At 66.7% G+C, this 22,270-nt stretch carries 20 protein-coding genes and 2 pseudogenes; 7 read left to right on the top strand and 15 right to left on the bottom strand.

Features of this window, described 5'->3' with window-relative positions; translation table 11 throughout:
• Nucleotides 1-108 precede the first annotated feature (108 nt).
• The 3 genes from ACIP90_RS10480 to ykgO are packed head-to-tail and all read left to right on the top strand — an operon-like array spanning nucleotide 109 to nucleotide 1,880.
• Nucleotides 109-588: a hypothetical protein gene (locus tag ACIP90_RS10480; RefSeq protein ID WP_400579197.1), complete on the top strand. Its 480-nt coding sequence runs from the start codon at nucleotides 109-111 to the stop codon at nucleotides 586-588.
• A gap of 45 nt (nucleotides 589-633) precedes the next feature.
• Nucleotides 634-1,740 (top strand): GTP-binding protein, encoded by a 1,107-nt coding sequence (locus ACIP90_RS10475; protein ID WP_400579195.1) that lies wholly within the window; start codon nucleotides 634-636, stop codon nucleotides 1,738-1,740.
• 17 nt (nucleotides 1,741-1,757) lie between these two features.
• Complete coding sequence (gene ykgO / locus ACIP90_RS10470; protein ID WP_011693081.1) at nucleotides 1,758-1,880, top strand: type B 50S ribosomal protein L36; 123 nt, start codon at nucleotides 1,758-1,760, stop codon at nucleotides 1,878-1,880.
• A 34-nt stretch (nucleotides 1,881-1,914) separates the two neighbouring features.
• On the opposite strand, the gene nhaA is transcribed toward ykgO, so the two are convergent.
• The 9 genes from nhaA to ACIP90_RS10425 form a co-directional block, all read right to left on the bottom strand.
• A complete protein-coding gene (nhaA, locus tag ACIP90_RS10465; protein WP_400579194.1) occupies nucleotides 1,915-3,261 on the bottom strand; it encodes a Na+/H+ antiporter NhaA in 1,347 nt (448 codons plus the stop codon).
• A 102-nt stretch (nucleotides 3,262-3,363) separates the two neighbouring features.
• Entirely contained in the window at nucleotides 3,364-4,884 is a 1,521-nt protein-coding gene (locus ACIP90_RS10460) for a SulP family inorganic anion transporter (RefSeq protein WP_400579192.1), read from the bottom strand.
• 223 nt (nucleotides 4,885-5,107) lie between these two features.
• Nucleotides 5,108-8,452, bottom strand: coding sequence for a PKD domain-containing protein (locus ACIP90_RS10455; protein ID WP_400579190.1), 3,345 nt, complete (start codon nucleotides 8,450-8,452; stop codon nucleotides 5,108-5,110).
• Between the two features lie 237 nt (nucleotides 8,453-8,689).
• Nucleotides 8,690-8,947 (bottom strand): hypothetical protein, encoded by a 258-nt coding sequence (locus tag ACIP90_RS10450; RefSeq protein ID WP_400579189.1) that lies wholly within the window; start codon nucleotides 8,945-8,947, stop codon nucleotides 8,690-8,692.
• Between the two features lie 106 nt (nucleotides 8,948-9,053).
• Nucleotides 9,054-9,329 (bottom strand): hypothetical protein, encoded by a 276-nt coding sequence (locus tag ACIP90_RS10445; protein ID WP_400579188.1) that lies wholly within the window; start codon nucleotides 9,327-9,329, stop codon nucleotides 9,054-9,056.
• Nucleotides 9,330-9,427: 98 nt separating this feature from the next.
• Nucleotides 9,428-9,871: a universal stress protein gene (locus ACIP90_RS10440; RefSeq protein WP_400579186.1), complete on the bottom strand. Its 444-nt coding sequence runs from the start codon at nucleotides 9,869-9,871 to the stop codon at nucleotides 9,428-9,430.
• Nucleotides 9,872-9,954: 83 nt separating this feature from the next.
• The gene (trxB, locus tag ACIP90_RS10435) at nucleotides 9,955-10,932 is read right to left on the bottom strand and encodes a thioredoxin-disulfide reductase (RefSeq protein ID WP_400579379.1); all 978 of its coding nucleotides are present in this window, start codon (nucleotides 10,930-10,932) and stop codon (nucleotides 9,955-9,957) included.
• 126 nt (nucleotides 10,933-11,058) lie between these two features.
• Nucleotides 11,059-11,223, bottom strand: a complete 165-nt coding sequence (locus tag ACIP90_RS10430; RefSeq protein ID WP_400579184.1) for a hypothetical protein — start codon at nucleotides 11,221-11,223, stop codon at nucleotides 11,059-11,061.
• A gap of 387 nt (nucleotides 11,224-11,610) precedes the next feature.
• Entirely contained in the window at nucleotides 11,611-12,264 is a 654-nt protein-coding gene (locus ACIP90_RS10425; protein ID WP_400579182.1) for a low molecular weight phosphatase family protein, read from the bottom strand.
• Nucleotides 12,265-12,546: 282 nt separating this feature from the next.
• On the opposite strand from ACIP90_RS10425, the gene ACIP90_RS10420 reads away from it, so the two are divergent.
• Nucleotides 12,547-13,326, top strand: coding sequence for a hypothetical protein (locus tag ACIP90_RS10420; protein ID WP_400579180.1), 780 nt, complete (start codon nucleotides 12,547-12,549; stop codon nucleotides 13,324-13,326).
• Nucleotides 13,327-13,406: 80 nt separating this feature from the next.
• Here ACIP90_RS10420 and ACIP90_RS10415 read toward each other — a convergent pair.
• From ACIP90_RS10415 to ACIP90_RS10390, 6 genes and pseudogenes are all read right to left on the bottom strand, one after another.
• Nucleotides 13,407-13,832: pseudogene (locus ACIP90_RS10415) on the bottom strand (response regulator transcription factor); the annotation flags it as partial.
• A gap of 60 nt (nucleotides 13,833-13,892) precedes the next feature.
• Nucleotides 13,893-14,975, bottom strand: a pseudogene (locus tag ACIP90_RS10410) (PP2C family protein-serine/threonine phosphatase); the annotation flags it as partial.
• Nucleotides 14,976-15,073: 98 nt separating this feature from the next.
• Nucleotides 15,074-15,499, bottom strand: a complete 426-nt coding sequence (locus tag ACIP90_RS10405; RefSeq protein ID WP_400579178.1) for an ATP-binding protein — start codon at nucleotides 15,497-15,499, stop codon at nucleotides 15,074-15,076.
• Nucleotides 15,496-15,828, bottom strand: coding sequence for an STAS domain-containing protein (locus ACIP90_RS10400; RefSeq protein WP_400579176.1), 333 nt, complete (start codon nucleotides 15,826-15,828; stop codon nucleotides 15,496-15,498). Before ACIP90_RS10400 ends, ACIP90_RS10405 begins: the two co-directional genes overlap by 4 nt.
• Nucleotides 15,818-17,761, bottom strand: coding sequence for a glycosyltransferase family 2 protein (locus ACIP90_RS10395; RefSeq protein WP_400579174.1), 1,944 nt, complete (start codon nucleotides 17,759-17,761; stop codon nucleotides 15,818-15,820). The genes ACIP90_RS10400 and ACIP90_RS10395 overlap by 11 nt, the downstream gene beginning before the upstream one ends.
• A gap of 84 nt (nucleotides 17,762-17,845) precedes the next feature.
• Complete coding sequence (locus ACIP90_RS10390; protein WP_400579172.1) at nucleotides 17,846-19,204, bottom strand: glycoside hydrolase family 26 protein; 1,359 nt, start codon at nucleotides 19,202-19,204, stop codon at nucleotides 17,846-17,848.
• 473 nt (nucleotides 19,205-19,677) lie between these two features.
• On the opposite strand from ACIP90_RS10390, the gene ACIP90_RS10385 reads away from it, so the two are divergent.
• The 3 genes from ACIP90_RS10385 (at nucleotide 19,678) to ACIP90_RS10375 (ending at nucleotide 22,270) form a co-directional block, all read left to right on the top strand.
• Entirely contained in the window at nucleotides 19,678-20,313 is a 636-nt protein-coding gene (locus ACIP90_RS10385; RefSeq protein WP_400579170.1) for a hypothetical protein, read from the top strand.
• A 99-nt stretch (nucleotides 20,314-20,412) separates the two neighbouring features.
• Nucleotides 20,413-21,141, top strand: coding sequence for a YcnI family protein (locus ACIP90_RS10380; protein WP_400579168.1), 729 nt, complete (start codon nucleotides 20,413-20,415; stop codon nucleotides 21,139-21,141).
• Between the two features lie 154 nt (nucleotides 21,142-21,295).
• A complete protein-coding gene (locus tag ACIP90_RS10375; protein WP_400579166.1) occupies nucleotides 21,296-22,270 on the top strand; it encodes an SGNH/GDSL hydrolase family protein in 975 nt (324 codons plus the stop codon).

Genomic DNA, 22,270 nt, shown 5'->3' with positions numbered 1-22,270 from the left:
GGCAGCAGGCCGACAAATTCCACCTCCTGGAACATGATGGTGGCGGCCCGTGATAGGTCTAGGGTGGGAAGCGTCGGCAATCGCCGCGAAGACCCTCAAGGAGGGCGCATGAACTCCAAACAATCCAGCTCCGAACAGTTCGGGCAGCACCTGAAAAGTGTCGGCGGCTCAGAGGACGACGTCAGCGGCTCCGCCTACGTAGTCACAGAGGAAGACACCGTAGAGAGCGTGGTGTCGGGCATGCGGATCAAGCAGCAGGAACATGGCGGCGCCGCCAGCAAGCCGTCCATCCTCCATGCCTCCGCCGAGGTCGCGATCAGCCGGCGCGATGAGAAGGATCCGGCCCATCACCCTGGGACGTCGCAGCCAGGGGAGTATCAGCTGGATATTCATTTCAGCGGGGACCGCAGCACCCGGGAGCCCGTCCCGGAGGCAGACCTCGAGGCTGCCCAGATCTGGGCGCAGGGGCGGATTGAAGCCGCAGGCGCGGAGTTCGGCGCCATTTACTTTCCGACTGGGGGAGGCACTGCGCCAGGCTCGGGCGCGCTTGAATGCCGTTACGACCGTGCGGTGGGCTGGTACCGCTAGGCAGCGCCCTTCATTTGAGAATGATTCTCATGTAGTGTTTGGGGCATGCTTCTTACAGTCATCAGTTCTCTCGACGTGTTCTGCCGGCAGCAGGCGTGTGAAACCGTGGCAGCAGCCCATCCCGGCGCGGCCGTGGTGCTTCACGACCTCCATGAGGGAGGCAGGGTGGTGCGGCGGGTGTTCCGCGAGGGTCTCCTTGCTGAGAGCGGAGAAACGGTGCCGGAGCACGGGTGCCTGAGCTGCACGGTGCGGCTGGACGTCGTGCCGACGCTCCGGCGGCTGCTTGAGGGCGGCGATTCCCACGTCATCCTTGGCCTGCCGTCCGGGGTGTCTGTCGCCGCGCTGCTGGAGGAATTGGGCAGGAATTCGGATGGGCCGCACATCAATTCGACGGTGATCGCCTGTGACCCCGGGGCCCTTGAGGACCAGATCTGGGACGGCCACACGCTGTTCGAGTCGGGGTACACGCCGGCGCACAGGGATGAGCGGACGCCAGGTGAGTTCCTCATCGGCGAACTTCTCTACAGCGACACGGTCCTGCTCGTGACCCCGGAGCTCGTGGCCGTGGATGCCGCGGTCCGGGACCGCGGTGTCCGGCTCGTCCGCGAACTGGCCCCACATGCCCGGATCGCCGAAATCACCGCCGACTTCACACTGGGCCGTCACGACCGGACGGAATCAGCCGCGCGCTCGTCTCCGGGTTCCGTGCAGATCCCTGCAGCCTCGGCCGCGCCGTTCAACACGGTTCTCGTCACGAGCCGGAAGCCCCTGCATCCCGGGCGCTTCCGGCATGCACTGCCGAGACTGGCGGAAGCGAACTGTTGGATGCGGGGCAGGCTGTGGGTTGCGTCGGCGCCGCAGTGCAGGATCTCCATCCGCGGCATAGGTCCCCGGGTCTGGCTGGAGAGCACCGGAACCTGGGCGGCCGACCGAAAGCTGCACCCTGCGACCCATCACCTGGACAGCACCGACGCCATGCTGGACTGGGATCCGGCCGTGGGGGACCGTGGCACTGTCCTGGCCATCACTGGCGACGGTGTCACCGAAAGCGACGCGGCGGAACTTCTGGCCGGCTGCGAACTCACCAGCTTCGAGATGCAGGAGGGCGCCGCCTCCCTCCACGATCCTTTTGAACTCAGCACATCCCTCTAACCCGATAGGAACCTGTCATGAAAGTACGAAACTCCCTCCGTGCCCTGAAGAAGATTCCCGGCGCCCAGATAGTGCGCCGCCGTGGCCGGACCTTTGTGATCAATAAGAAAAACCCGCGCATGAAGGCACGCCAGGGGTGATGCGGAGGTGTGACGGGCGGCGCGGCGGAGACGGTCAGCTGCTCCGCTTCGCCTGGTAAACATCCGGGATGCCGTCGTGGTCGGAGTCGATCTTTTCCTCTTCTTCGGCCCGGCGGTATTGGCGGTTCCTGGTCAGCAGCACCGTCGCGGCCAGCAGGGCGGCGAGCAGGGAAGCCGTGAGGATGCCCACCTTGGCATGGTCATCATGCACGCTGCCATGACCGAAGCTCAGTTCCGCCACGAGCAGTGAAACTGTGAAGCCGATGCCTGCGAGGAGCGAGACGCCGAAGACGTCGATCCATTTGAACGAACTGTCCAACCGTGCCGTGGTGGCTTTGGTGAGCAGCCAGGTGGTGCCCAGGATGCCGGCCGGTTTGCCGAGGACCAGGGCCAGGACGATGCCCACGGCCACCGGATCGGTGAAGGCCGAGCCGAGGCCGTCCCAGCCGCCGACAGCCACACCGGCGGAGAAGAAGGCGAAAACAGGGACCGCAACGCCCGCCGAAATCGGGCGGAACCGGTGTTCGAAGATCTCGGCCAGGCCAGGACCGGCGTCCGGCCCGCCACCCGCCCGGGATCGAATAACCGGGACGGCGAAGCCGAGCAGCACGCCGGCCACGGTGGCGTGGATGCCGGAGGCATGCACGAGCGCCCAGGTGATGATCCCGAGCGGGAGCAGGATCAGCCAGGCGGCAGCATCATGGGTCCCGAAGAACCGGCGGAATTTCTGGGCCAGCAGCAGGTACAGACCGAGTGGCAGCAGGGCCAGCAGCAACGGAACAACCTGGATGTCCGAGGAGTAGAAGATGGCGATGATGCTGATCGCCAGCAGGTCATCCACCACGGCCAGGGTGAGCAGGAAGATCCTCAGGGCACTGGGCAGGTGGGAGCCGATGATCGCCAGGACGGCGACGGCGAAGGCGATGTCGGTTGCGGTCGGGATGGCCCAGCCCCTGATCGTCTCCGGACTGCTGATGTTCACCAGCGCGTAGATGACGGCCGGAACCAGGACCCCGCCGGCTGCCGCGGCCACGGGAACCACGGATTTGTTGAGTTGGCGCAGATCGCCGGCCACGAACTCACGTTTGAGTTCCAGACCCACCAGGAAGAAGAAGATGGCCAGCAGTCCGTCGGCCGCCCAGGCGCCGAGGCTCAGTTCCAGGTGCCAGGGCTCGTACCCGAACTTGAAGTCCCTGAGCGCGAAATAGCTTGCGGAGGCGGGGGAGTTTGCCCAGACCAGGGCGATGACGGCGGCGGCAACCAGGAGCGCGCCGCCCACGGTTTCCTTGCGCAGGATCTCCCCGATGCGCAGGGCTTCGGCGTAGCTGCCGCGGGCGAAGACTGTGAGGCGCGGCGGAGCGGGAGGAGGTGACTGGCTCATGGGACGTCCTAAATTCGGGTCAGCAAATACATTGCCGACCAGACTTCCCGGCTCACCTTCAACCAGTGTACAGGGGCTGCCGGCAGGGGAATTTCAGGTGGTTCAGTGGCTGGCGCCGAGTTTCCCGCCAAGCCGTGCACGCATCTGGGCGCTGGCATCGTTCAGGCCCACGATCTCCACGTCCTTGCCGTGGTGACGGTATTTCTCGGTGATGGCGTCCAGCGCTGCGATAGTGGAGGCGTCCCACAGGTGCGAGGCACGCATGTCGATGATGACGTGGCCGGGGTCCAAGGCGTACTCGAACTGGGTGTAGAGGTCGTTGGACGAGGCGAAGAACAGTTCGCCGTCCACCGTGTAGGTGGCTGTTTCCTGCCCGTTGATGGTCTTGACCGTCCGTTCGACCGTGACGAAGTGGGCCACGCGGCGGGCGAACAGCACCATGGCGACGAGGACGCCGACTCCGACGCCGATCGCTAGGTTGTGTGTGGCGACGACCATGGCGACGGTGGCGACCATGACCATGGTTTCGCTCCTCGGCATCATTTTCAGCGTCCGCGGCTGGATGCTGTGCCAGTCGAAGGTCGCCCAACAAACGAAGATCATCACGGCGACCAGGGCGGCCATCGGGATCACGGAGACGAGATCTCCAAGGGCTACGACGAGGATCAGCAGGAAGACGCCGGCGAGGAAGGTGGAGATCCGGGTGCGGGCACCGGAGGCCTTGACGTTGATCATGGTCTGGCCGATCATCGCGCAGCCGCCCATGCCGCCGGTGAATCCCGTGACGATGTTCGCCACGCCCTGCCCCCAGGCTTCACGGCTCTTGTGCGAGCGGGTGTCCGTGACATCGTCGACGAGCTTGGCGGTCATGAGGGATTCGAGCAGTCCGACGAAAGCCATGGCCAGGGCGAACGGGAAGATGACCTGCAGGGTCTCGAAGCTGAACGGCACATCGGGGATGAACAGGGACGGCAGGGACTCGGGCAGGTCGCCCTTGTCACCCACGGTGGGGACGTCCATGGAGGCAAAGACGGTGAGCAGGGTCAGGGCAACGATGGCGACCAGCGGGGCCGGCACTGCCTTGGTGAGTTTGGGCAGGCCGAAGACGATGAGCAGCGCGAGGGCGGTCAGGGGGTAGACCGGCCACGGCACATTGACCAGCTCGGGAACCTGGGCCATGAAGATCAGGATGGCCAGGGCGTTGACGAAGCCCACCATGACTGACCGCGGAATGAAGCGCATCAGCTTCGCCACGCCGGACAGGCCCAGGATGATCTGGAAGATCCCGGCCAGGATGACGGCGGCGATGAAGTAGTCCACGCCGTGGGATTTGACCAGTGGCGCGATCACGAGCGCGATTGCGCCTGTCGCGGCCGAGATCATGGCAGGACGCCCGCCAACGAACGCGATCGTCACAGCCATCGTGAACGAGGCAAACAGGCCCAGCCGCGGATCCACACCCGCGATGATTGAGAACGCGATTGCCTCCGGGATGAGGGCCAGGCCGACGACCAGACCGGCGAGGACTTCGGTCTTGAGCCGGCGCGGGGACTTCAGGGTCTCCCTGACTGACTGCAGCTGTTCAGGTGTGGGCGGGGCATCCGCGGCGGCTTTGGTGGCCATTGCTGGCTCCGTTCATGGTCAGGAAGGCGCACGACAGCGCCTTAGCTCTTTCGAAGAATGAAGGGGCGCAGCGCCGCGCCTGGAAGAGGGGGGCGCACTGGAAGCCGCTGCCACCCTCAAGAACTTTACCGCTCCGGCTCGCAACGAGGTGGTCCTCCGGGTCTACCGGAGGACCACCTCGAACGCCTCATGATCTCTTTGCCGTGAGAAGCGTTGGCGACGCTCAGCCGGCGGGTTTGAGGGCCGTGCGCCAGGCGGCGACGGCTTTGGCGGTGCTGAAGGTCCAGGTGGCGGTGCCGGCGGCGCCGGCGGTGGCCTGGGTTCTGTCAGCCTGCTCCGCGACCTGGCCGCCGGTGGTTTCCCAGCGTTCGGTCCAGCCGGTGGGCGGGGTGGCTGCTGGGTTGGAGCTGTCGAAGCCGAGGCCGCCGATGAGCAGGGCGCCGTTGCTGGCGGTGGTGATGCTGCCGACCGTGATGCTGGTGGCCGAATAAGTGGCGTTGGCGGCGGTGGCCACGGTGCTGTCCAGCGGTGTGGTGGTGTTGACGCCGGTGTAGGCGGTGATGCCGCCGCCCCACTTCTGAGCGGTGCTCAGGGTCCAGGTGTAGGTGGAGGGGTCGGAGGAGCCGACGACCCGGTAGTACGCGAAGACGCGGGCGCCGGTGCCGATGGAGAGCCCGCTGGTGATCGCGGTCCAGCCGGCCGGGACGGCAACCGTGGGGTTCTTGTCCGCGGTGAAGGACGCGACCAGGACGTCACCGGCCGCCCGGCCGGTCGGGGCGGGCAGGGAGACGGTGGTGGTCGCCGTTTCGGTGGACGCGGTCCGTGTGCTGCGCACGGCGATCTCGGCTGGGGTGCCGCCGGCGGGGTTGACCGTGATCGTCCGCGTGCTCGAGGATGATCCGCCGTCGTTGGTGGCGGTCAGCCGCGCGGTGTAGGTCCCTGCCGTGGTGTAGGTGTGGGACGGATTCTGCGAGGTTGACGTTGCGCCGTCACCGAAATCCCACGCCCACGACGTCGGCGAACCGGTGGAGGTGTCGGTGAAGTTCACCGCCAGTGGTGCCGTGCCGGACGTTGGCGTCGCGGTAAATGACGCGACGGGGGCGGCGGGCCCGCTGAGCGGGTTGACCGTGATGGTCCGCGTGCTCGAGGATGATCCGGCGGCGTTGGTGGCGGTCAGCCGGGCGGTGTAGGTCCCTGCCGTGGTGTAGGTGTGGGACGGGTTCTCCGTGGTCGCGGTGTCACCGTCGCCGAACTCCCACGCCCATGACGTCGGCGAACCGGTGGAGGTGTCGGTGAAGTTCACCGCCAGCGGTGCCGTGCCGGAGGTCGGTGAGGCCGTGAATGACGCGACGGGCGCGGTGGGTCCGGGCGGCGGCACCGTCGCGCCCGGTTTCAGGGCGGTGCGCCAGGCGGCGACGGCTTTGGCGGTGCTGAAGGTCCAGGTGGCGGTGCCGGCGGCGCCGGCGGTGGCCTGGGTTCTGTCAGCCTGCTCCGCGACCTGGCCGCCGGTGGTTTCCCAGCGTTCGGTCCAGCCGGTGGGCGGGGTGGCTGCTGGGTTGGAGCTGTCGAAGCCGAGGCCGCCGATGAGCAGGGCGCCGTTGCTGGCGGTGGTGATGCTGCCGACCGCGATGCTGGTCGCCGAGAAGCTCGAGTTGACGGCGGTGGCCACGGTACTGTCCAGCGGCGTGGTGGTGTTGACCCCGGTGTAGGCGGTGATGCCGCCGCCCCACTTCACGGCCGTGCTCAGCGTCCAGGTGTAGGTTGCCGGGTCGGCGGAACCAACCACCCGGTAGTACGCGAAGACGCGGGCGCCGGTGCCGATCGAGAGCCCGCTGGTGATCGCGGTCCAGCCGGCCGGGACGGCAACCGTGGGGTTCTTGTCCGCGGTGAAGGACGCCACCAGGACGTCACCGGCCGCCCGGCCGGTCGGGGCGGGCAGGGAGACGGTGGTGGTCGCCGTTTCGGTGGACGCCGTCCGCGTGCTGCGCAGGGCGATCTCCTGTGAGGTGCCGCCGTCGGGGTTGACGGTGATGGTTCTGGTGCTGGTGTCGGAGCCTTCGTCGTTGGTGACGGTCAGCCGGGCAGTGTAGGTCCCGGGCGCCGTGTAGGTGTGGGAGGGGTTTTGCGCGGTGGCGGTTTCGCCGTCGCCGAACTCCCACGCCCAGGACAGCGGGCCGCCGGTGGAGGTGTCGGTGAAGTTCACCGTCAACGGTGCCGTGCCGGACGTCGGGGAGGCCGTGAACGACGCGGTCGGGGCGCCGCCGGGCGGGGGCGGGGTGCCGAGGCTGCGGTCTGAATACCAGTAGCGTTTGGCGACGTGGTCGGTGGCCATGACGACGATCCCGGTGACGGCGTTCACGCTCTGCTTGGTGCTGGTTACGTTGTTCATGTTGGCCGAGTTGGCGTCCTCGATGACGGGCGTGCCGCGGCCGGTCCCGAAGACCGGGTTGTCCATGTCCGCGGTCTTTTCGTAGATGCTGCCGGCCACCCCGGAAAACGCACACCCGCTGACCGTGGTCGAGGGTGCGGTGTGGAAGGCACGGACCAGGTTGTTCTCGGTATCGAGCAGGATCTGCGGACGCGAGACGCAGTCCCCGGTCCGGGCGATCGTGGTCTGCTCAAAAACCCCCGTGCCCGGCTTGAACACCACCAGCACCTCCTGGGCCAGGTTCGGGTCCGTCGAGCCGTCGTTGAGATTGGTCTTCACCGCGGCGTAGACCCGCCCGGTGGGGTCGGCCTGCAGGGTCTTGATGTTCAGGTGGTCATCGGCCTGCCGGTTCCCGCGGATGGCTTCGCGGTGCCGCCACGACGACGCCGCCCTCGGATCGGTGCCGTCTCTGTGGGTGGCCCAGTGCGCGGTCCCGGTGGCCTGGTCCGTCCACATGATCCCGATTTCATCGCCCTTGAACGCCACGATGGCGGACAGGTCATCCGGCGTCGGGTTCGGATCCGCCGCGCCAGGCACCACGAACGGGGTCCCCCAGCCCGTGCCGCCGGGGCCGGAGCTGTTCACGAAAACGGTGTTCGTGGTGCTCGTGGCCTGGGTCCAGGTGGCCCACAGCGCCCCGGTGGAGTCCTTATCGATGGTCAGCGACTCGCTGCTGTTGTTCGAAATGGTCTCCGGGAACCCGCCGTCCAGCGAGTAGCTCCCGCCCGAGTAGCTGTAGCGGTACAGCCGGGCGGGCTGCCCGGACGCCGACGAACCCGACGTCACCACGTTCGAGGCAATGTACAACTTGCTGCCGTCCCACAACGTGTCCGAGGAACTGCTGCCCCGGCTGTCGCTCCGCACCCCGGTGTCCACCCACGTGGCCGTATCCCGGTCCAGCCGGTAAATGCTCCACCCGCTGCCCGTGGTCCACATGTTCGCCCACCAGGACCCGTCATTCCACCACAGCTTGCTCTGCGGCTTGTCCGCCGTCGGAGGGGTACTCACCCCGGAATACGTGATGCTCGGCGTGCCGACAGTGGCCGCCTGCGCCGGGCCCGAGACGCCCACCAGGCCCCCCGCGGCGACAATGGACAAAACGAGCAAATGGCTGAACCAGCGGAGCGTTTTTTTCATCATTCCGTAGTTTCTCTTCGGCGATGAAAGTCATCCGGACGAGGAAAACCAACCCGTCCGGGATCAGCTACGGCCCAGCCCGGCCCCCATGGCTATGGCCTGCGGAAACTGCGTGTCAAGGGAGGGAAGACATGCTTCGCAACTCCGGCGCGACTACGCCCATCGTCTGTCATCGCACTCCAAGAAACCTTGGAACCGGCCGGGACAAGACCGCCCATATAGGGGGTGTCCCGCCGGCAGTTAGCCGGCCGCCGGGACCTGGGGCGGAACGGCCGCAGGGACTTCCGGCGCGGGCGCGCGGGTGATCTCCAGTTCGGAGTGGTCAAGCAGCCTGCGCCCGCCCGTGAGGGTGTCCATGATCCACAGCAGGCCGTGGTTGTGGGCCACATCCGTTACGGTGCCCCGGTGCAGCAGACGCCCGCCGCGCCGCGCTTCAACAACGTCACCGGGCGAGAGGTCTTCGCGCGCCGCGGCAGTGAGTTCGTCCTGAGTCCCCATTGTGGATTCCCTTCCAGGTAATCGGCATCCGATCCCAGTTTGCTCTTGGAAGGTTTCGCCATGGTGTACGCAGGATGGAGTTTTCGTTCTCAGTAGATGCCTGTGGTCACTGGTGCCCGGCGCTGGTGGTGCCGAACATCAGGGTCCGGCGGGGCACATCGTAGAATACCGTCTCCGATGTGGACAGCAGGTCCTGAAGGTTGTCGGCATCCTGCGAGTCGAGGGTGAGGACTTCCTCCCAGGCACCCTGGTCAAGGACCAGCTGGAGGGTCCAGGTGCCGGGCTTGCCGGGGTCGCCCGCCACCCAGCTGAACTGGTAGTGGTTGACTTGGCGGACCTTGATGCTGTCATCGGTCATGGGCTGCTTGGGGTTGGGGCTCATCGTTTCCTCCTGGACCATGCATGCGTGTTCCGGGAGCCGCGGCTGCAGCATCCCACCATGCAATGTAGACCCACTCCGCAGGCCGGACCAGACCCCAATCACTCGGAGTCCGGCACGATGAGCACGGGCACCTGCCCTCGGCTGATCAGGGTCCCTGACACGGACCCGGCCAGAAGCCTGTCCACCCAGGCCGCGGCTCCGGGCCGGCCGGCGCCCACGATGATCAGTGACGCGCCGGTGCTCTCCGCCAAGCGGCCAAGGGCTGTTGGAACATCACCGTTGAGCACACGGAAGGACCAGCTCTCGCCAGGTTCCCCAAGGATCGATGTGAGGCCCAGCAACAGTTCCCCGGACGGGAAATCAGCCTCCTCGTTGATCACCGGATCCAGGGATCGGGCCGTTCGCTCGCCGCTCGGATCCCACTCAGTCAGGTAGCTGGCAGGGTCCACGAAGGCGCACACGAGGTGCCGTCCCAGCGCGGCCGCCAGATCGGCCGCCGTGCGGACGAGATCCTCGGAGAAATTCCAGTCAACGCCGAGCACGAGAGGCCCCTCCGGCCATTCTTCATGGGCCGGCCCCTCCAAGATGTCCTCAGTTCCTTCGTAGTTTGGCCGATGGGCAGACGCTAGGAGTGGGTGGGTTCTTCCACAAGCGCGGTGGCGATGCTGTCCGCATCCTCCAGCGCGGCGAGATAGCGCTCGGCATCCAGCGCCGCGGCGCAGCCGGTTCCCGCGGCCGTGATCGCCTGGCGGTAGCGGTGGTCCACGGCGTCCCCGCACGCGAACACACCGGACAGGTTGGTGACCGTGGTGGGCGAGTCCACCTTGATATAGCCCTCGGCGTCCAGTTCCACCTGCCCGGCCACCAGCTCGGTGCGCGGCACGTGACCGATCGCCACGAAGATCCCGGTGGCGGACTGCTGCCGGGTTTCGCCGGTGCGGGTGTCCGTCAGCGTGACGCCGCTGACCTTGCCGTCGCCGTGGATGGCGGTGACGGCCGAGTTCCAGGCGAAGCTGATCTTGGGGTTGTCCTTGGCACGCTGCGCCATGATGCGGGACGCGCGCAGTTCGCCCTTGCGCACGACGACCGTCACGGACTTTCCGAAGCGGGTGAGGAAGGTGGCTTCCTCCATGGCGGAGTCACCGCCGCCGACGACGATGATGTCCTGTTCGCGGAAGAAGAACCCGTCGCAGGTGGCGCACCAGGAGACGCCGTGGCCGCTGAACTTCTTCTCCTCCGCCAAACCCAGTTCCTTGTAAGCAGAGCCGGTGGCCAGGATGACCGCCGGCGCCTCGTGCGTCTCGCCGCCGCCGGTGACCACGCGCTTGAGGTGCCCCTTGAGCCGGACGTCCGTGGCGTCGTCGAACACCACCCGGGCACCGAAGCGCTCGGCCTGCTGCTGCAGTCCGTCCATCAGTTCCGGGCCCTGGATCCCGGCCGGGAAGCCGGGGAAGTTCTCCACCTCGGTGGTGTTCATCAGCGCGCCGCCGGCGGTGACCGAGCCGGCCAGCACGAGCGGTTCCAGGCCCGCCCGGGCAGCGTAGATGGCAGCCGTATAGCCGGCCGGGCCCGAGCCGATGATGATCAGCTGGTGGGTGGCCACGTCCCCGGGCTTGGCGTTTCTGGTGCTCACTGCTGGCTCCTTGTCCTCAGGCTCGTTCAAGCGCTTGCGGACCCAAAGGGCCGCTAGACAAGTGCAACAAGGATGGGGACTTCAATCAAGAAGATGTCAGGGGATGCGGCGGCCGCCGGAGCGGCTCAGGAAGAACAGCAGCACAGCACCAACGAGCAGGAACGGTGCCACCCACAGCAGGAACCCGACGGCCTCCACCGTGCCGCCAATGATCAGAAAGACCACCGCCACGGCGGCAACGGTCCACATTATCTTTCTCATCGCCGTCACCAGTCCTGACCTCCGGGCCGCCCCGTTGCGGGGATGAGCGACTATACATCCGGCTCGAATGGGCACGCAAGCACATGACGGGTGGACCCGGAGCTGACGGAACAGGGCTGACGGAATGAAGGGGCACCCGGCCCACAGGGTTTTCCCAACCTGGCTCCCACATAGTCATAACGGCAAGCACCCGATGCTTCGGACTTCCGGATCCCGGTGCGGGACGCGCAGCAGGAAAGCGGCACCTGCGAACAGCGCGCGTACCGTGGGGGGCGGGAATGCGGTGACGAATGTCAGGGTCTGCTGGGGGAACCCATAGGGCGTACGACGGCGGCACGGTCACCAACGCAAGGTGACCGCGTCGGCGTCGTACGCTGTTTAACCGGCTTAGGACGGAGCGTTGAGCCTGGCGAAGCGGAGGACCGAGATGATGGCCGGGGCGAGTTCGTCTTCCATCTGCCGGTAGTAGTCGGCGCTGCGCCGGTAGGGATCGACGACGTCGTTGTCGGCCGCTTCGGGAGCCAGCGCCAGGTGCCGCACTGAAGCCGCACGGGCCGGGAGGGCGCGCCAGAGCTCGGTGTTTGCACTGATCCGGTGATGGTGGTTGCCGCCTGACTGACTGCTCCCGCCTGGCTGTGTGTTCCCGCCTGACGGCGGGGTTTCCCGTTCCTCCAGGACATCGAGCATGCGGGCGAACTCGCGGATGGTGAAGGTGCGCTTGAGCAGGGAAGCGTCGAGCTGGAGGACTTCGCCGCGGTGCGCGGAGGTCATGGTGAGCACCACGTCCACCGGCCGCAGGATCTTGCCGGTAAGCTGCCGTGCGGCGAATCCTTCCGCGGTTCCGCCGAAGGTGTGAATGATGTCCGCGGACAGCGGCTGAACGGGGTCGCCCACCAACGCGCGGGTGCCGGCGCTGCGGACCTCGAAGCCGCCGGGCAGCACCTGGTCCAGCCCCGCCTGGAGCAGCCGCTCAGCCACGGGGGAGCGGCAGATGTTCCCCGTGCAAACGGTCAGTATCCGGACAGGTGCAGGCGATTCCACTGTTGTTGCTCTTTCGATGGGTTCGGAGATGGGGATGGCGCGGACGGTTCTTCTTTATCGAACCTAGCATTCACGCGGCGCCGGGAAGCAGGAGGCGCGGCGGCAGCGTCACGTGGACGGGACCATAACTTAACGGACACCTCCATTAACTCGAACAGTTGAGGGCGCTGGGCCGATCGTTATGGCCAACAACGGTTCAGCGTCAATCACTCCCGGCCCAGATCACGGAGCTGCGAAAGGCGCAACACTTAAGGGACCTGTTTCCGGCCCCTGGAGAATGACATGCGCAGAACAGCATCGTCCCGCGCCGCGGTTTCCGCGGCATTTCTTTGCGCTGTGATGCTTGCCGGATGCGGACAGCAGGCCGCGCCACCGGCGGGCACCGCGACCAATCAGGGCACCGCGACCGACCCGGTCACCTCGACAACCACGGCCGCCCCGCAGGGCCCCACGCCGACGTCGGACTCGTACGGGGCACCCAGCCCGACCGGCGCTACGACGCCGCCGGCGGCAGCCTGGACGACGTACACGACCGCCGACGGCCAGCTGACCTTCGACCTGCCCGCGGCATGGAGCGTCAGGGATCCCGCGGGCGAACTTCCCGAAGGCGGCGGCGCGTTCGCGGAAATTACCAACCAGGCGGGAAAGCCGCTGGCTACCCTCCGGACCAATATGGCCACCGGCTCCACGTGTACAGAGCGGCATCCGTACTCCGTTCTGGACACCCAGGAGCTGCCGGCCCTGACGCAGAACGGGCTCACGCCCCGGTATGTGTTCGAGACCCGCGGCAATGCCACCGACCCGGGGCCGGCGAACACTCCGGGGGCGGCCTACGGCATCGCGTCAGGCCCGGCACCGACCGGAGACTCTGCCTGCCCCATCTTCCACTTCTTCACGTGGCCGCCCACTGCCGCCATGTTCGGGGCGTTCTATAACCCCGCGAACAACGAGACGCCCGGCGACCCGTCCCTGCCGTACCTGGAGAAGGCGGAAAGGTATGCCGGTACTGCCGAGTACCGGGACATCAAGCGGATGATTACCTCGCTGCGGCCGGCGGGCTAGGCTGTGACGCGACTCTCTGGTGCCGGCACAGGCTAGCCGGCACGAGGCAATCCGGCACAGGCTAGCCGGCACGGGGCTATCTAGCGCCGGCCGGGCGGTAGTCCTGGGGAGGGTGCCGGCAGGGCCGGTGATTCTTTGTCTGTGCCTTGGAGGTGTGCCGGCGCGTGGCGGGGCAATGGCGGGCAGAGCCGCTGGACGAGTTCCCGGAACGCGTGAGGGTGGAAGGGTTTTGTGAGGTACGCGTCGGCGCCGGAGGCTACGGCGTTGAGTTCGTCTCCAATCTCGGCCCACGCGGTGACCATGAGGACCGGCGCCGTCGAGTGTGCCCGGAGATTGCGCATCACGTCCAGGCCGTTAAGGTCCGGAAGGCCGAGGTCCAGGGTGATAAGGTCCAGGTCCAGTGTTTCGGCTGCCTGGAGACCTGCGGTGCCGGTGGCTGCAGCGTGCACCTCAAAGCCCATTCCGGTGAGGATTATGGTGAGCAGGCTGCGGATGTCCTGGTCGTCTTCAATGACAAGGCAAACGCGCGCCTCCGTCTCCCGGGGCGACGGACCGGATGTGGCCGCCTCCCGTCGGATTACGACCGCGGTGACGTCGTCTTCCGCGGATTCGGCCGGTGCCAGCTGCATGAGGGCTGCGCACGTTTCCTCGGCCCTGGAATGCAGGGATGTGGCGCGCTGCACGGCCTCGGTGAAGTCCTCCACGGTGGGGAACGCGTCCAGAACGCCGTCGCTCACGACGACGAGCGAATCGCCGGGGTCCAGGAGCAGTTCCGCTACGGTCCAGGTCGCGTCGGGCCACGCCCCTACCGGTGGGCCAGCGGGCGGGAGCCGCCGTGCGGTCCCGTTTGCTGTGACGTGGAGTGCCAGGCCGTGGCCGGCATCCACATACCTGACTTTGCCCGAGGCGGAATCGAGACGGGCGTGGAAGACGGTAGCGAAGGACCCTGAGACGGCCAGGTCCGAGGTGATGGACCGGCCCGCAGCTTTGAAGGCGCTGCCCAGGTCCGGTTCGTTGCGCACCGAGCGCATCACGGCCCGGACGGTGGCGGCGATGAGCGCGGCGCCGATCCCCTTGCCCATGGCATCGGCGAATGTCAGGTGCAGCCCGTCTGGCGTTTCGTACCAGTCATAGAAGTCTCCGCCCACGCTGCGGGAGGGGCGGAAGGCCCCGGCGATCTCATAGCCGACCAGCTGGACTTCTTCCCGCGGCAGCAGGCTTTGCTGGACGTGGGCGGCCCTGTCAAGTTCACCCTGGGCGGCGGGGTCGGCGGCGGGGGAGCGTTTCCGCCTGAAGAGGGCATTGATCCGTGATTGGAGTTCACGCGGGCTGAACGGTTTGTTGATGTATTCATCGGCGCCGTTGTCCAGGCCCGCGAGTTTGTCCAGCTCATCCTCCCTCGCGGTGAGCATGACGATGAAGGCCTCGGAAAACTCGCGCAGTATTTTGCAGACCTCGAGTCCGTCCAGGTCGGGAAGGTTCAGGTCCAGCGTGACCAGGTCGGGGCTGCCCGCCCGGACTGCCTCGATGCCGGGGAGCCCGGCGGCGGCGGGCGTGACGTGGAAGCCCTGTTTGGTGAGGATGCTGACCAGCAGGCCGCGGATGTCCGGATCGTCCTCGATGACGACGGCGCGCCTCGGTTCAGACATGACGGCTCCCCCCTCGAATACTGTTTGACAAATATGTCACATCCAGCAGCATTTCGCTGGGGTGGATGGGTATGGCCCTCACGGAGCGGCCGCGGCTGTCAGCCGCGGGTGCGGGTCCGGCTGAGTTTCCAGTAGTTGTCTCCGTTGCGCCGTTCATAGGAGAGGACGTCGACGGCGGCTTTGGCCATGGCCAGGCCGCGTCCGGTTTCGGCGAACGCCTCCGGCATCTGGGCTGCCCCGATGTCCACGTGCGCCGTGACGCCGTCGTCTCTGAAATGTGCGTCAAGCCGCTCCGGGTAGACCTCGAGGATCAGGTTGCAGTTGACAGATCCCGCTTCGGCGCCGTGCTGGACGATGTTGCCCGCGACTTCGATGACGGCGGTCTCAAACATTACGCGGTCGACTTCGGATACGTCCGTGGATGTGGTCCACATCTCCGCCAGCAGGCTGTGGACCTTGTTCAGGCACTCCGGGTCCGTGCAGGCATGCAGTTCGTGGACCTGCAGGCGTCCGCCGGTGCTCACCGGAAGCACTCTTCTACAGTGTCATGCGGCTGGAGGATCTGGTCCAGATTCGTCAGCTTCAGCACGGTGAGGAGCTGTGTCCCGGCGCGGGCGATGCGAAGGTCCCCGCCGGCGGCGCGGGCGGTCTTCAGTCCGGCGATCAGGGCCCCAAGTCCGGAGGAGTCCATAAAGTCCGTGTTTGCGAGGTCCACCACTACGTGGGAGCGGCCGTCGTCTCGGACGACGTGGGCCACCAGGTCGCGAAGTTTGGGGGCGGCGACCATGTTCAGGCGGCCGCGGGTGCGGATCACGGCCCCATTGCCGCTGGACAGTTCGACGTCAAACTCCATTTTTAACCTCTTCCGTGGGGGTGAAGCCCGGGTACAACGCTGCGCGAATGATCACGCTGAGAATCAGCAGATCAAACATCACCCAAGCCACATTGACGAGCGTACCGGCGGGGGCGCCCAGTCCGGTGAACATCCGGATCAAGCCGGTGACAGCAGCGATGACCAGGGCAGCGATGGCAACCAGCTGCGGCCGGATCAGGGACCAGGGCGGGCCGCTTCCCTGGCGGGTTTTGGGGGTGACGGCAAATCCGAGGTCACGGCCAAACACGACGTTGGCGGCCGCCGTCGTGCAGGCCTTGATCCACACCGGAAAGAGGGCCACGCTGTATTGCTGGCCGCGCCAGGTTTTCCTGCCGCGGGCGGCGACGAAGAACAAGAACTGGTTCACCACCAGGAATGGGATCAGCCGGGCGAAGAAGTCGACGCTGAACGCATCCACCGGCATGGTTCCGAAGCAGAGGAAGATGATGGGAGCCGCTATGTACACGACCGCGGCGAAGCCCGAGAGGTAGCTCCACATCGTGGAGAAGTACATGAGCCGCTGCCCCGCGCTAAGCCCCTTCTGGAGCAGGGGGTTTTCGCGCAGGAAAACCTGCATGGTGCCTTGGGCCCAGCGCAGCCGCTGGGTCAGCATGGTGCGGAGGTCCTCGGGGGCGAGTCCCTTGGCCATGATCTCGTGGTGGTAGACGCTCTCCCACCCGTGGGCGTGCAGGCGCATGCAGGTGGCCATGTCCTCTGTCACGGAGTTCGTGGCCATGGGCATGACCGGGAGAGCCTCGTCGGAGCGGTCCACGTCCAGGGCCTGGACCATCGTGCGGACCGATCGGATGGCGCCAATGGGAGACCAGTCCCGCTGTGCCAGACGGTCGATGGTGGCGTCGTCGATGAGGATCCCGTTCTGGTCATCTCCGGAGAGGCGGGCGATCTCGTCCAGGTCCTCCTGCAGCGAGGCGAGGTCGACCGCGACGATGCTCCGGGCAGCGGCGTCGACTTTCCGCTGGAAATCGAAGGTGACTGTGGCGACGGGCCGGTTGTGCTGGAGTTCCTGGCGTGCGGTGCGGACAGCCGAGCCGATGTTCCTCAGGGCACGGTCCACGTGCCGGCTGGCCGTGCCGTGGTCGCCGCGTGCCTTGGTGATGACTTTGTCGGCGGCCTTGAGCGTCTGCTGGACGGTGGTCCGGACACCTTGGACGTAGCCGGTGATCCCGACCTGCATGAGGGCTTCGCGCCGAATCATGGCGTTGGAGCCGCAGAAGAAGGCCGCGTTCCAGCCATCCTTGCCTTGCTGGATCGGTCCGTAGAACAGTGGCGCCTGGCTTCCCAGGATGTCGTCGTCGGCGACGTTGGAGAACCACTGAGGGGTCTGGACCAGTGCGACTTTTTCATTGGAGAAGTGGCCCAGCATGCTGTGGACAATTCCCGGCTCCGGGATCTGGTCCGCATCCAGGATCAGCAGGAATTCCCCCTGCGTTGCGGCCAGGGCGTTGTTGAGGTTGCCGGCTTTCGCATGCCGGGGGAGGTTGTCCCAGTCGGAGGAGCGGGTGATGTAGCCGATGCCGGCCGCCTCGGCGGCCCGTTTCATGGCGGGACGGGCGCCGTCGTCCAGGATCCAGGTCTTGTGCGGGTACCTGATCCGGCTGGCCGCAAGGGCCGTGGTCATGACCAGGCTGATGGGTTCGTTGTAGGTGGTGATGAACACGTCCACTGTCAGGCCCTCATGAGGGGCCGGAGGGACCTCGCGGACGCGCAGCTTCCACATGGTCAGTCCGAAGAGGAAGGCATCGATCAGGCTGTAGGTTTCGACCATCACCAGGGGCACGCTGATCCAGGCTGCGGCCCAGTTCACCGAGAACAGCCACCGCCAGGCAATGTAGTTCACGCCCAGGATCAGGGTCAGCGTGGTGAGGATCCGGACAACTAGCTGATGGTTCACGCCCGGTCCTTTCCGTGCTCACGATCCGGTCTGTCCCGCACCAGCCGGCCAGCTTCGCCGACGGCGGGTGCGGGACAGAAGGGATCAGTTATTCCTGGCCGCCAGGGCCGTGGCGAGGGCATTTGCCGAGCTGCTGGAGCTGTTGATCCGCCAGTCGACTTCCTTGTTGTGGTGGAACCAGACAAAACCGGTGACATCGGGTTGGGCTGCCAGGTACGAGACCAGGGCGGTGTTCCAGTTGGCCTTGGACCCTCCGGCCTCTGCTGAGGCCGTCTCGGAGATGATGATGGGCTTGCCCGGGGCAAGGCTGCGAAGCGCGGTCAGTCCCTCGCCGAACAGGGCCGACGGGGAGGTCCAGGAACTCCACGACGCGGAGGTTCCCCAGTTGTAGCCGTCCAGGGACACGACGTCGACATAGGAGGCGCCGGGGTACAGCCCGGTCAGGGGTGTGGAGCCCCAGTACGGGACGTTGGGGCTCCAGACCCACTGCACGTTGGTCGCGCCGGTGGCGGCCACGACGTCGTGCACGTGGCGCCAGGCGGCGGCGTAGTCGCCGGCGCCGTTGCCGTTGGCGGCTTCGGCCCAGGGGTACCAGTTGCCGTTCATTTCGTGGGCGAAGCGCAGCATGACCGGCTTGCCCCAGTTCTTCAGGGCGGTGCCCCACTGCTGGATGTAGGTGTCGAAGTCTCCGGCGGTGATGCGGTCCAGGGCGTAGGCGGGCTGGTTGGCGCCGTTTCCGCTCCAGAGCCAGGGCTCCCACGTGATGAGGCTGGTGGCACCCCGGGCGTAGACGGCGTTAAGGTCCGCGATCGGGGCGGCCTGGCTGAAGTCCTTGTACGACATGACGATGGACGGGTTTTCGTTGACCAGTGCGGCCACGGCGTCCAGTTCCGAGCTGGCCAGCGGACCGCCCGGGGTGGACACCCCGAACCGCAGCGGATCGGAGCTGACGGGCGGTGTCGATACGGACGCGGTTGTTGTGGTCGACGGTTGCGTCTTGGCTGCCATCGTTGTCAGAGCCGTTCCCGACACTGTTGCATCGGCAAAGGCTGCATCGGTTTGGGCTGCGCTGTCCCGGCCTGCAGCAGTGGAGGCCGGGCTGTAGGTGACGGCATAGGCCTTTGACGCCGTCGCTTTGCCCGCCTTGGCCGTTAGGACCACGGTCGCCGCCGTTGTTGGGGGAATGGTCACCACCGCCGTGAAAGCGCCGTCGGGTTTCGTGGTGAACGGAACGCTGGCCGCTCCTGCCGTCAGTGTTCCGGCGGACTGGCGCCCGAAGCCGGAGCCGGTCACCGTGACAGAGGCTCCGGCCGGACCGGCGTCGGAACTTAGCGTGATCCCCGCCCGTCCCCCGGCCTCCGCGGGTACGGCGATGCCAAACAGCACTCCCAACGACACGACAATGCTGGAGACGACCAGCCGAACTAAACGATTCTTAACCACAAACACTCCCCAGCATCAGTGAACCTGCCCCGGTGCGGGGCAAAATATCGGACCGGCCCAAGTTCGGTTCCTCCGACGCCCGGTACGGCGTCAGAAGAGAGGGCCGCGTCCATGGTCTCAATAGGATCCGTACCCCGGAGCGGACTTGTCCGAATGCTCGGTAAACCCTGTGCTGGCCACACGAAGCCTTGCGAAATCCTTGGCTAATCCTGAGGCGGTGAGTGCCGGGCAGGATCGAGTGCCTCGAGGGTTCTCCAAGTGCATCTGAGGAAGGGCTCAAACCCGGGCGGCAGGTATGCTGGACGGGCGCCCGGGGCAGCCGTTCAGCGGCTGGATTCCGGCGTGCCCCAAGGTTTGGGCCCCGGTTCGGGGGAGCCGGCGCGCAGGGTTTTTCCATCCTCCGGTTCCTAGCTTGGGTTCCAGCCGGAACGCAGTGTAGCGGGAAGTTGTGTAGCCAGGAACAGGAGGAGCAGATGAAACCCCATGCTCCGCTGCGCCTGTTGCGCCCCCTGACCGTCACCGGTCTGACCGTGGGGCTGGCTGCCGGGGGCCATGTGGCGGGCGGCGGCACCCTTCCCGCGCCGATGATCGCCTTTGCCCTGGCCGCGCTTGTGCTGGTCCCCGTGGCCTGGCTGACGCGGCGTGAGCTGTCCTTCACTACGCTGCTCGGACTGCTCGGCGCCGGCCAGTTGGTGCTGCACGATGCCTTCAGCACGCTGTCCGTCAGCGCTGTGTGCCAGAGCCCAGTGTCCGGTGGAAGCCACCACCAACATGGGGGCATGCCAAGTCTGGAGTGCCTTCCGGCCGCTGCTGCGGGAATGGACGCCCACACGGCAGCCGGCGTTGATCCGGTGGCCATGCTGATCGGCCACGCGCTCGCGGTTCTCGCCACGGCCTGGTTCCTGCGTAGGGGCGAAGCTTCCTTGTGGCAGCTCCTTGCCTGGATGCGTCCCCTGGTCCACGTTCTGCGCCCGGCCGTGATCCCGGTTGCGGGCCCCCGGACCTTTGCCCGCAACCCCGTTTTCATCCCTGCTCCATGGCGCAACCTGCGCCTGCACAGCCTCCGGGGACCGCCTGCCGCGGACCTCCTGCGTGCCTTGCCCTGCTGACCCCTCCCTGCGTCGCAGATGGGTGCGCGGGAAGCAGCTTTCCCACACCCATGCGCGCCGGGCCGGCAAACGGGCGGCGCCTGCGAAAGGCAATACACCATGAACACCACAGCTCTCCGAACCTTCAAGACAACCGCGGTTCTCGCCGCTGCAGCAGGCCTGACCATCCTCGGCGCCGGAGCGGCGTCCGCCCACGTGAACGTCGATCCTGACTCAACCTCGGAGGGCGGCTTCTCCCAGCTGACCTTCCGGGTTCCCAATGAGTCCGAGACGGCCAAGACGTCCAGGCTGACCGTCACCCTGCCGAAGGACACGCCCTTCACGTCCGTGTCGGTAAAGCCCATGGACGGCTGGAAGGCCGAGATCAAGGAAGCGGCCCTTCCCAAGCCCGTGACGGCCAACGGGGCAACCATCACCAAGGCTGCCGCGTCGGTAACATGGACGGCGGACGCAGCCCACCAGATTTCACAGCACGAATACCAGACGTTCTCCATTTCCGTGGGCCGCCTGCCCAAAGCAGGGACCACGGTAGTGCTGCCCGCAGCCCAGGCCTACACAGACGGCACGGTGGTGAACTGGAACGAGACGCCAACTGCCGGCGGGGCAGAGCCCGAGCATCCGGCACCGATGTTCGTCACCACTGCCCCGGCCGGCGAACATGGAGCGCATGGTGCCGCGGCTGAGACGCCTGCCGCGGAAACCACCCCTGCGTCGGCGACGTCTCCTGCCGCCGGCGACTCCACCGGGCTCGGCTGGGCAGGCCTGGTTGCAGGACTGCTGGGGCTGGCCGCCGGCATAGCCGCCCTGATGCGCACGCGCAAGGCCTAGGAACCGGATCGGCGCCGCCCCAGCGGAAGCTGCCCAGAAAGGGCGGGGCGGCTCCAAGGTTTTCCCAAGGTTTTTCTGGGAGGCGGGGGCCATGATGAGTGGCAATCGCTAGTGAACTTCGAGGACGCCTCCCAGGCAGAAACCTGACAGTCCAATGCATCGTCCATTCAAAAAGTACGACGCCGGTTCGGTCACCTCCCAGGGTGACCGGACCGGCGTCGTACGTCTTCCGTTGACAGTGGCCAACGACGGAACCGGCGCCGCCCTGAGTGCCGGCACTGAGACACGCGGTTCGGCTCAGCCGGAGGGTGCCCCGCACCCGTGGAGCAGGTACGTGGCGCTGGGGGACTCGTTCACGGAAGGTGTGGGCGATCCAGAGCCGCGCAGCCCGGGCGGACTGCGCGGCTGGGCGGACCGTGTGGCCGAGGAGCTCAGCGTGGGGCACGAGGACTTTGCCTACGCGAACCTGGCCGTGCGCGGCCTGTTGCTCGGCCAGATCCTGGACCAGCAGGCAGGGCCCGCGCTGGCCCTGCAGCCGGACCTGATCACCCTCTCCGGGGGCGGGAACGACCTTGTCTTCCGGGGCAGCGACCCGGACAAGTTGGCCGTGAGGCTGGACGCCGGCGTCGAGCTGCTGAGCACCACGGGGGCCACGATCGTGCTGTTCGCCGGGCCGGACTGGGGCGGGACGCCCGTGATCGGGCACAACAGGGCGAAGATCGCCATCTTCAACGAGAACATCCGCACCGTCGCGCACCGGCACGACGCCGTGATCGCAGACCTGTGGGCGCTGCAGGAGCTCGCCGATCCGCGGATGTGGGATCCGGACCGGCTGCATTTTTCGCCGCTCGGGTACCACACCATCGCCAAGCTGGTACTGGACACCCTCAACGTCCCGCATACGCTCCAGCCCTACCTGCCCAAGGACATGCCGGAGAGCAGCTGGCGCCATGCCCGCGCCGAGGACCTGGTCTGGGCACGCAAGTACCTCGTCCCGTGGGTGCTGAAGCGAATCCGGCACCAGACGGAGGAGGAGCTCAGGGCCAAGCGGCCAGTGCCGGGCCCGGTGTTCGGCTCGGAAGTGCAGGGCTCGGAAGTGTCGGGTCCGGAAATGTCGGACCCGGTTTAG

Source organism: Arthrobacter sp. NPDC093139 (assembly GCF_044754165.1).
In the GTDB taxonomy this organism is placed as follows: domain Bacteria; phylum Actinomycetota; class Actinomycetes; order Actinomycetales; family Micrococcaceae; genus Arthrobacter.
Note: the sequence above shows the minus strand (reverse complement) of the source record. Positions and strands in the feature narration are given on the sequence as shown.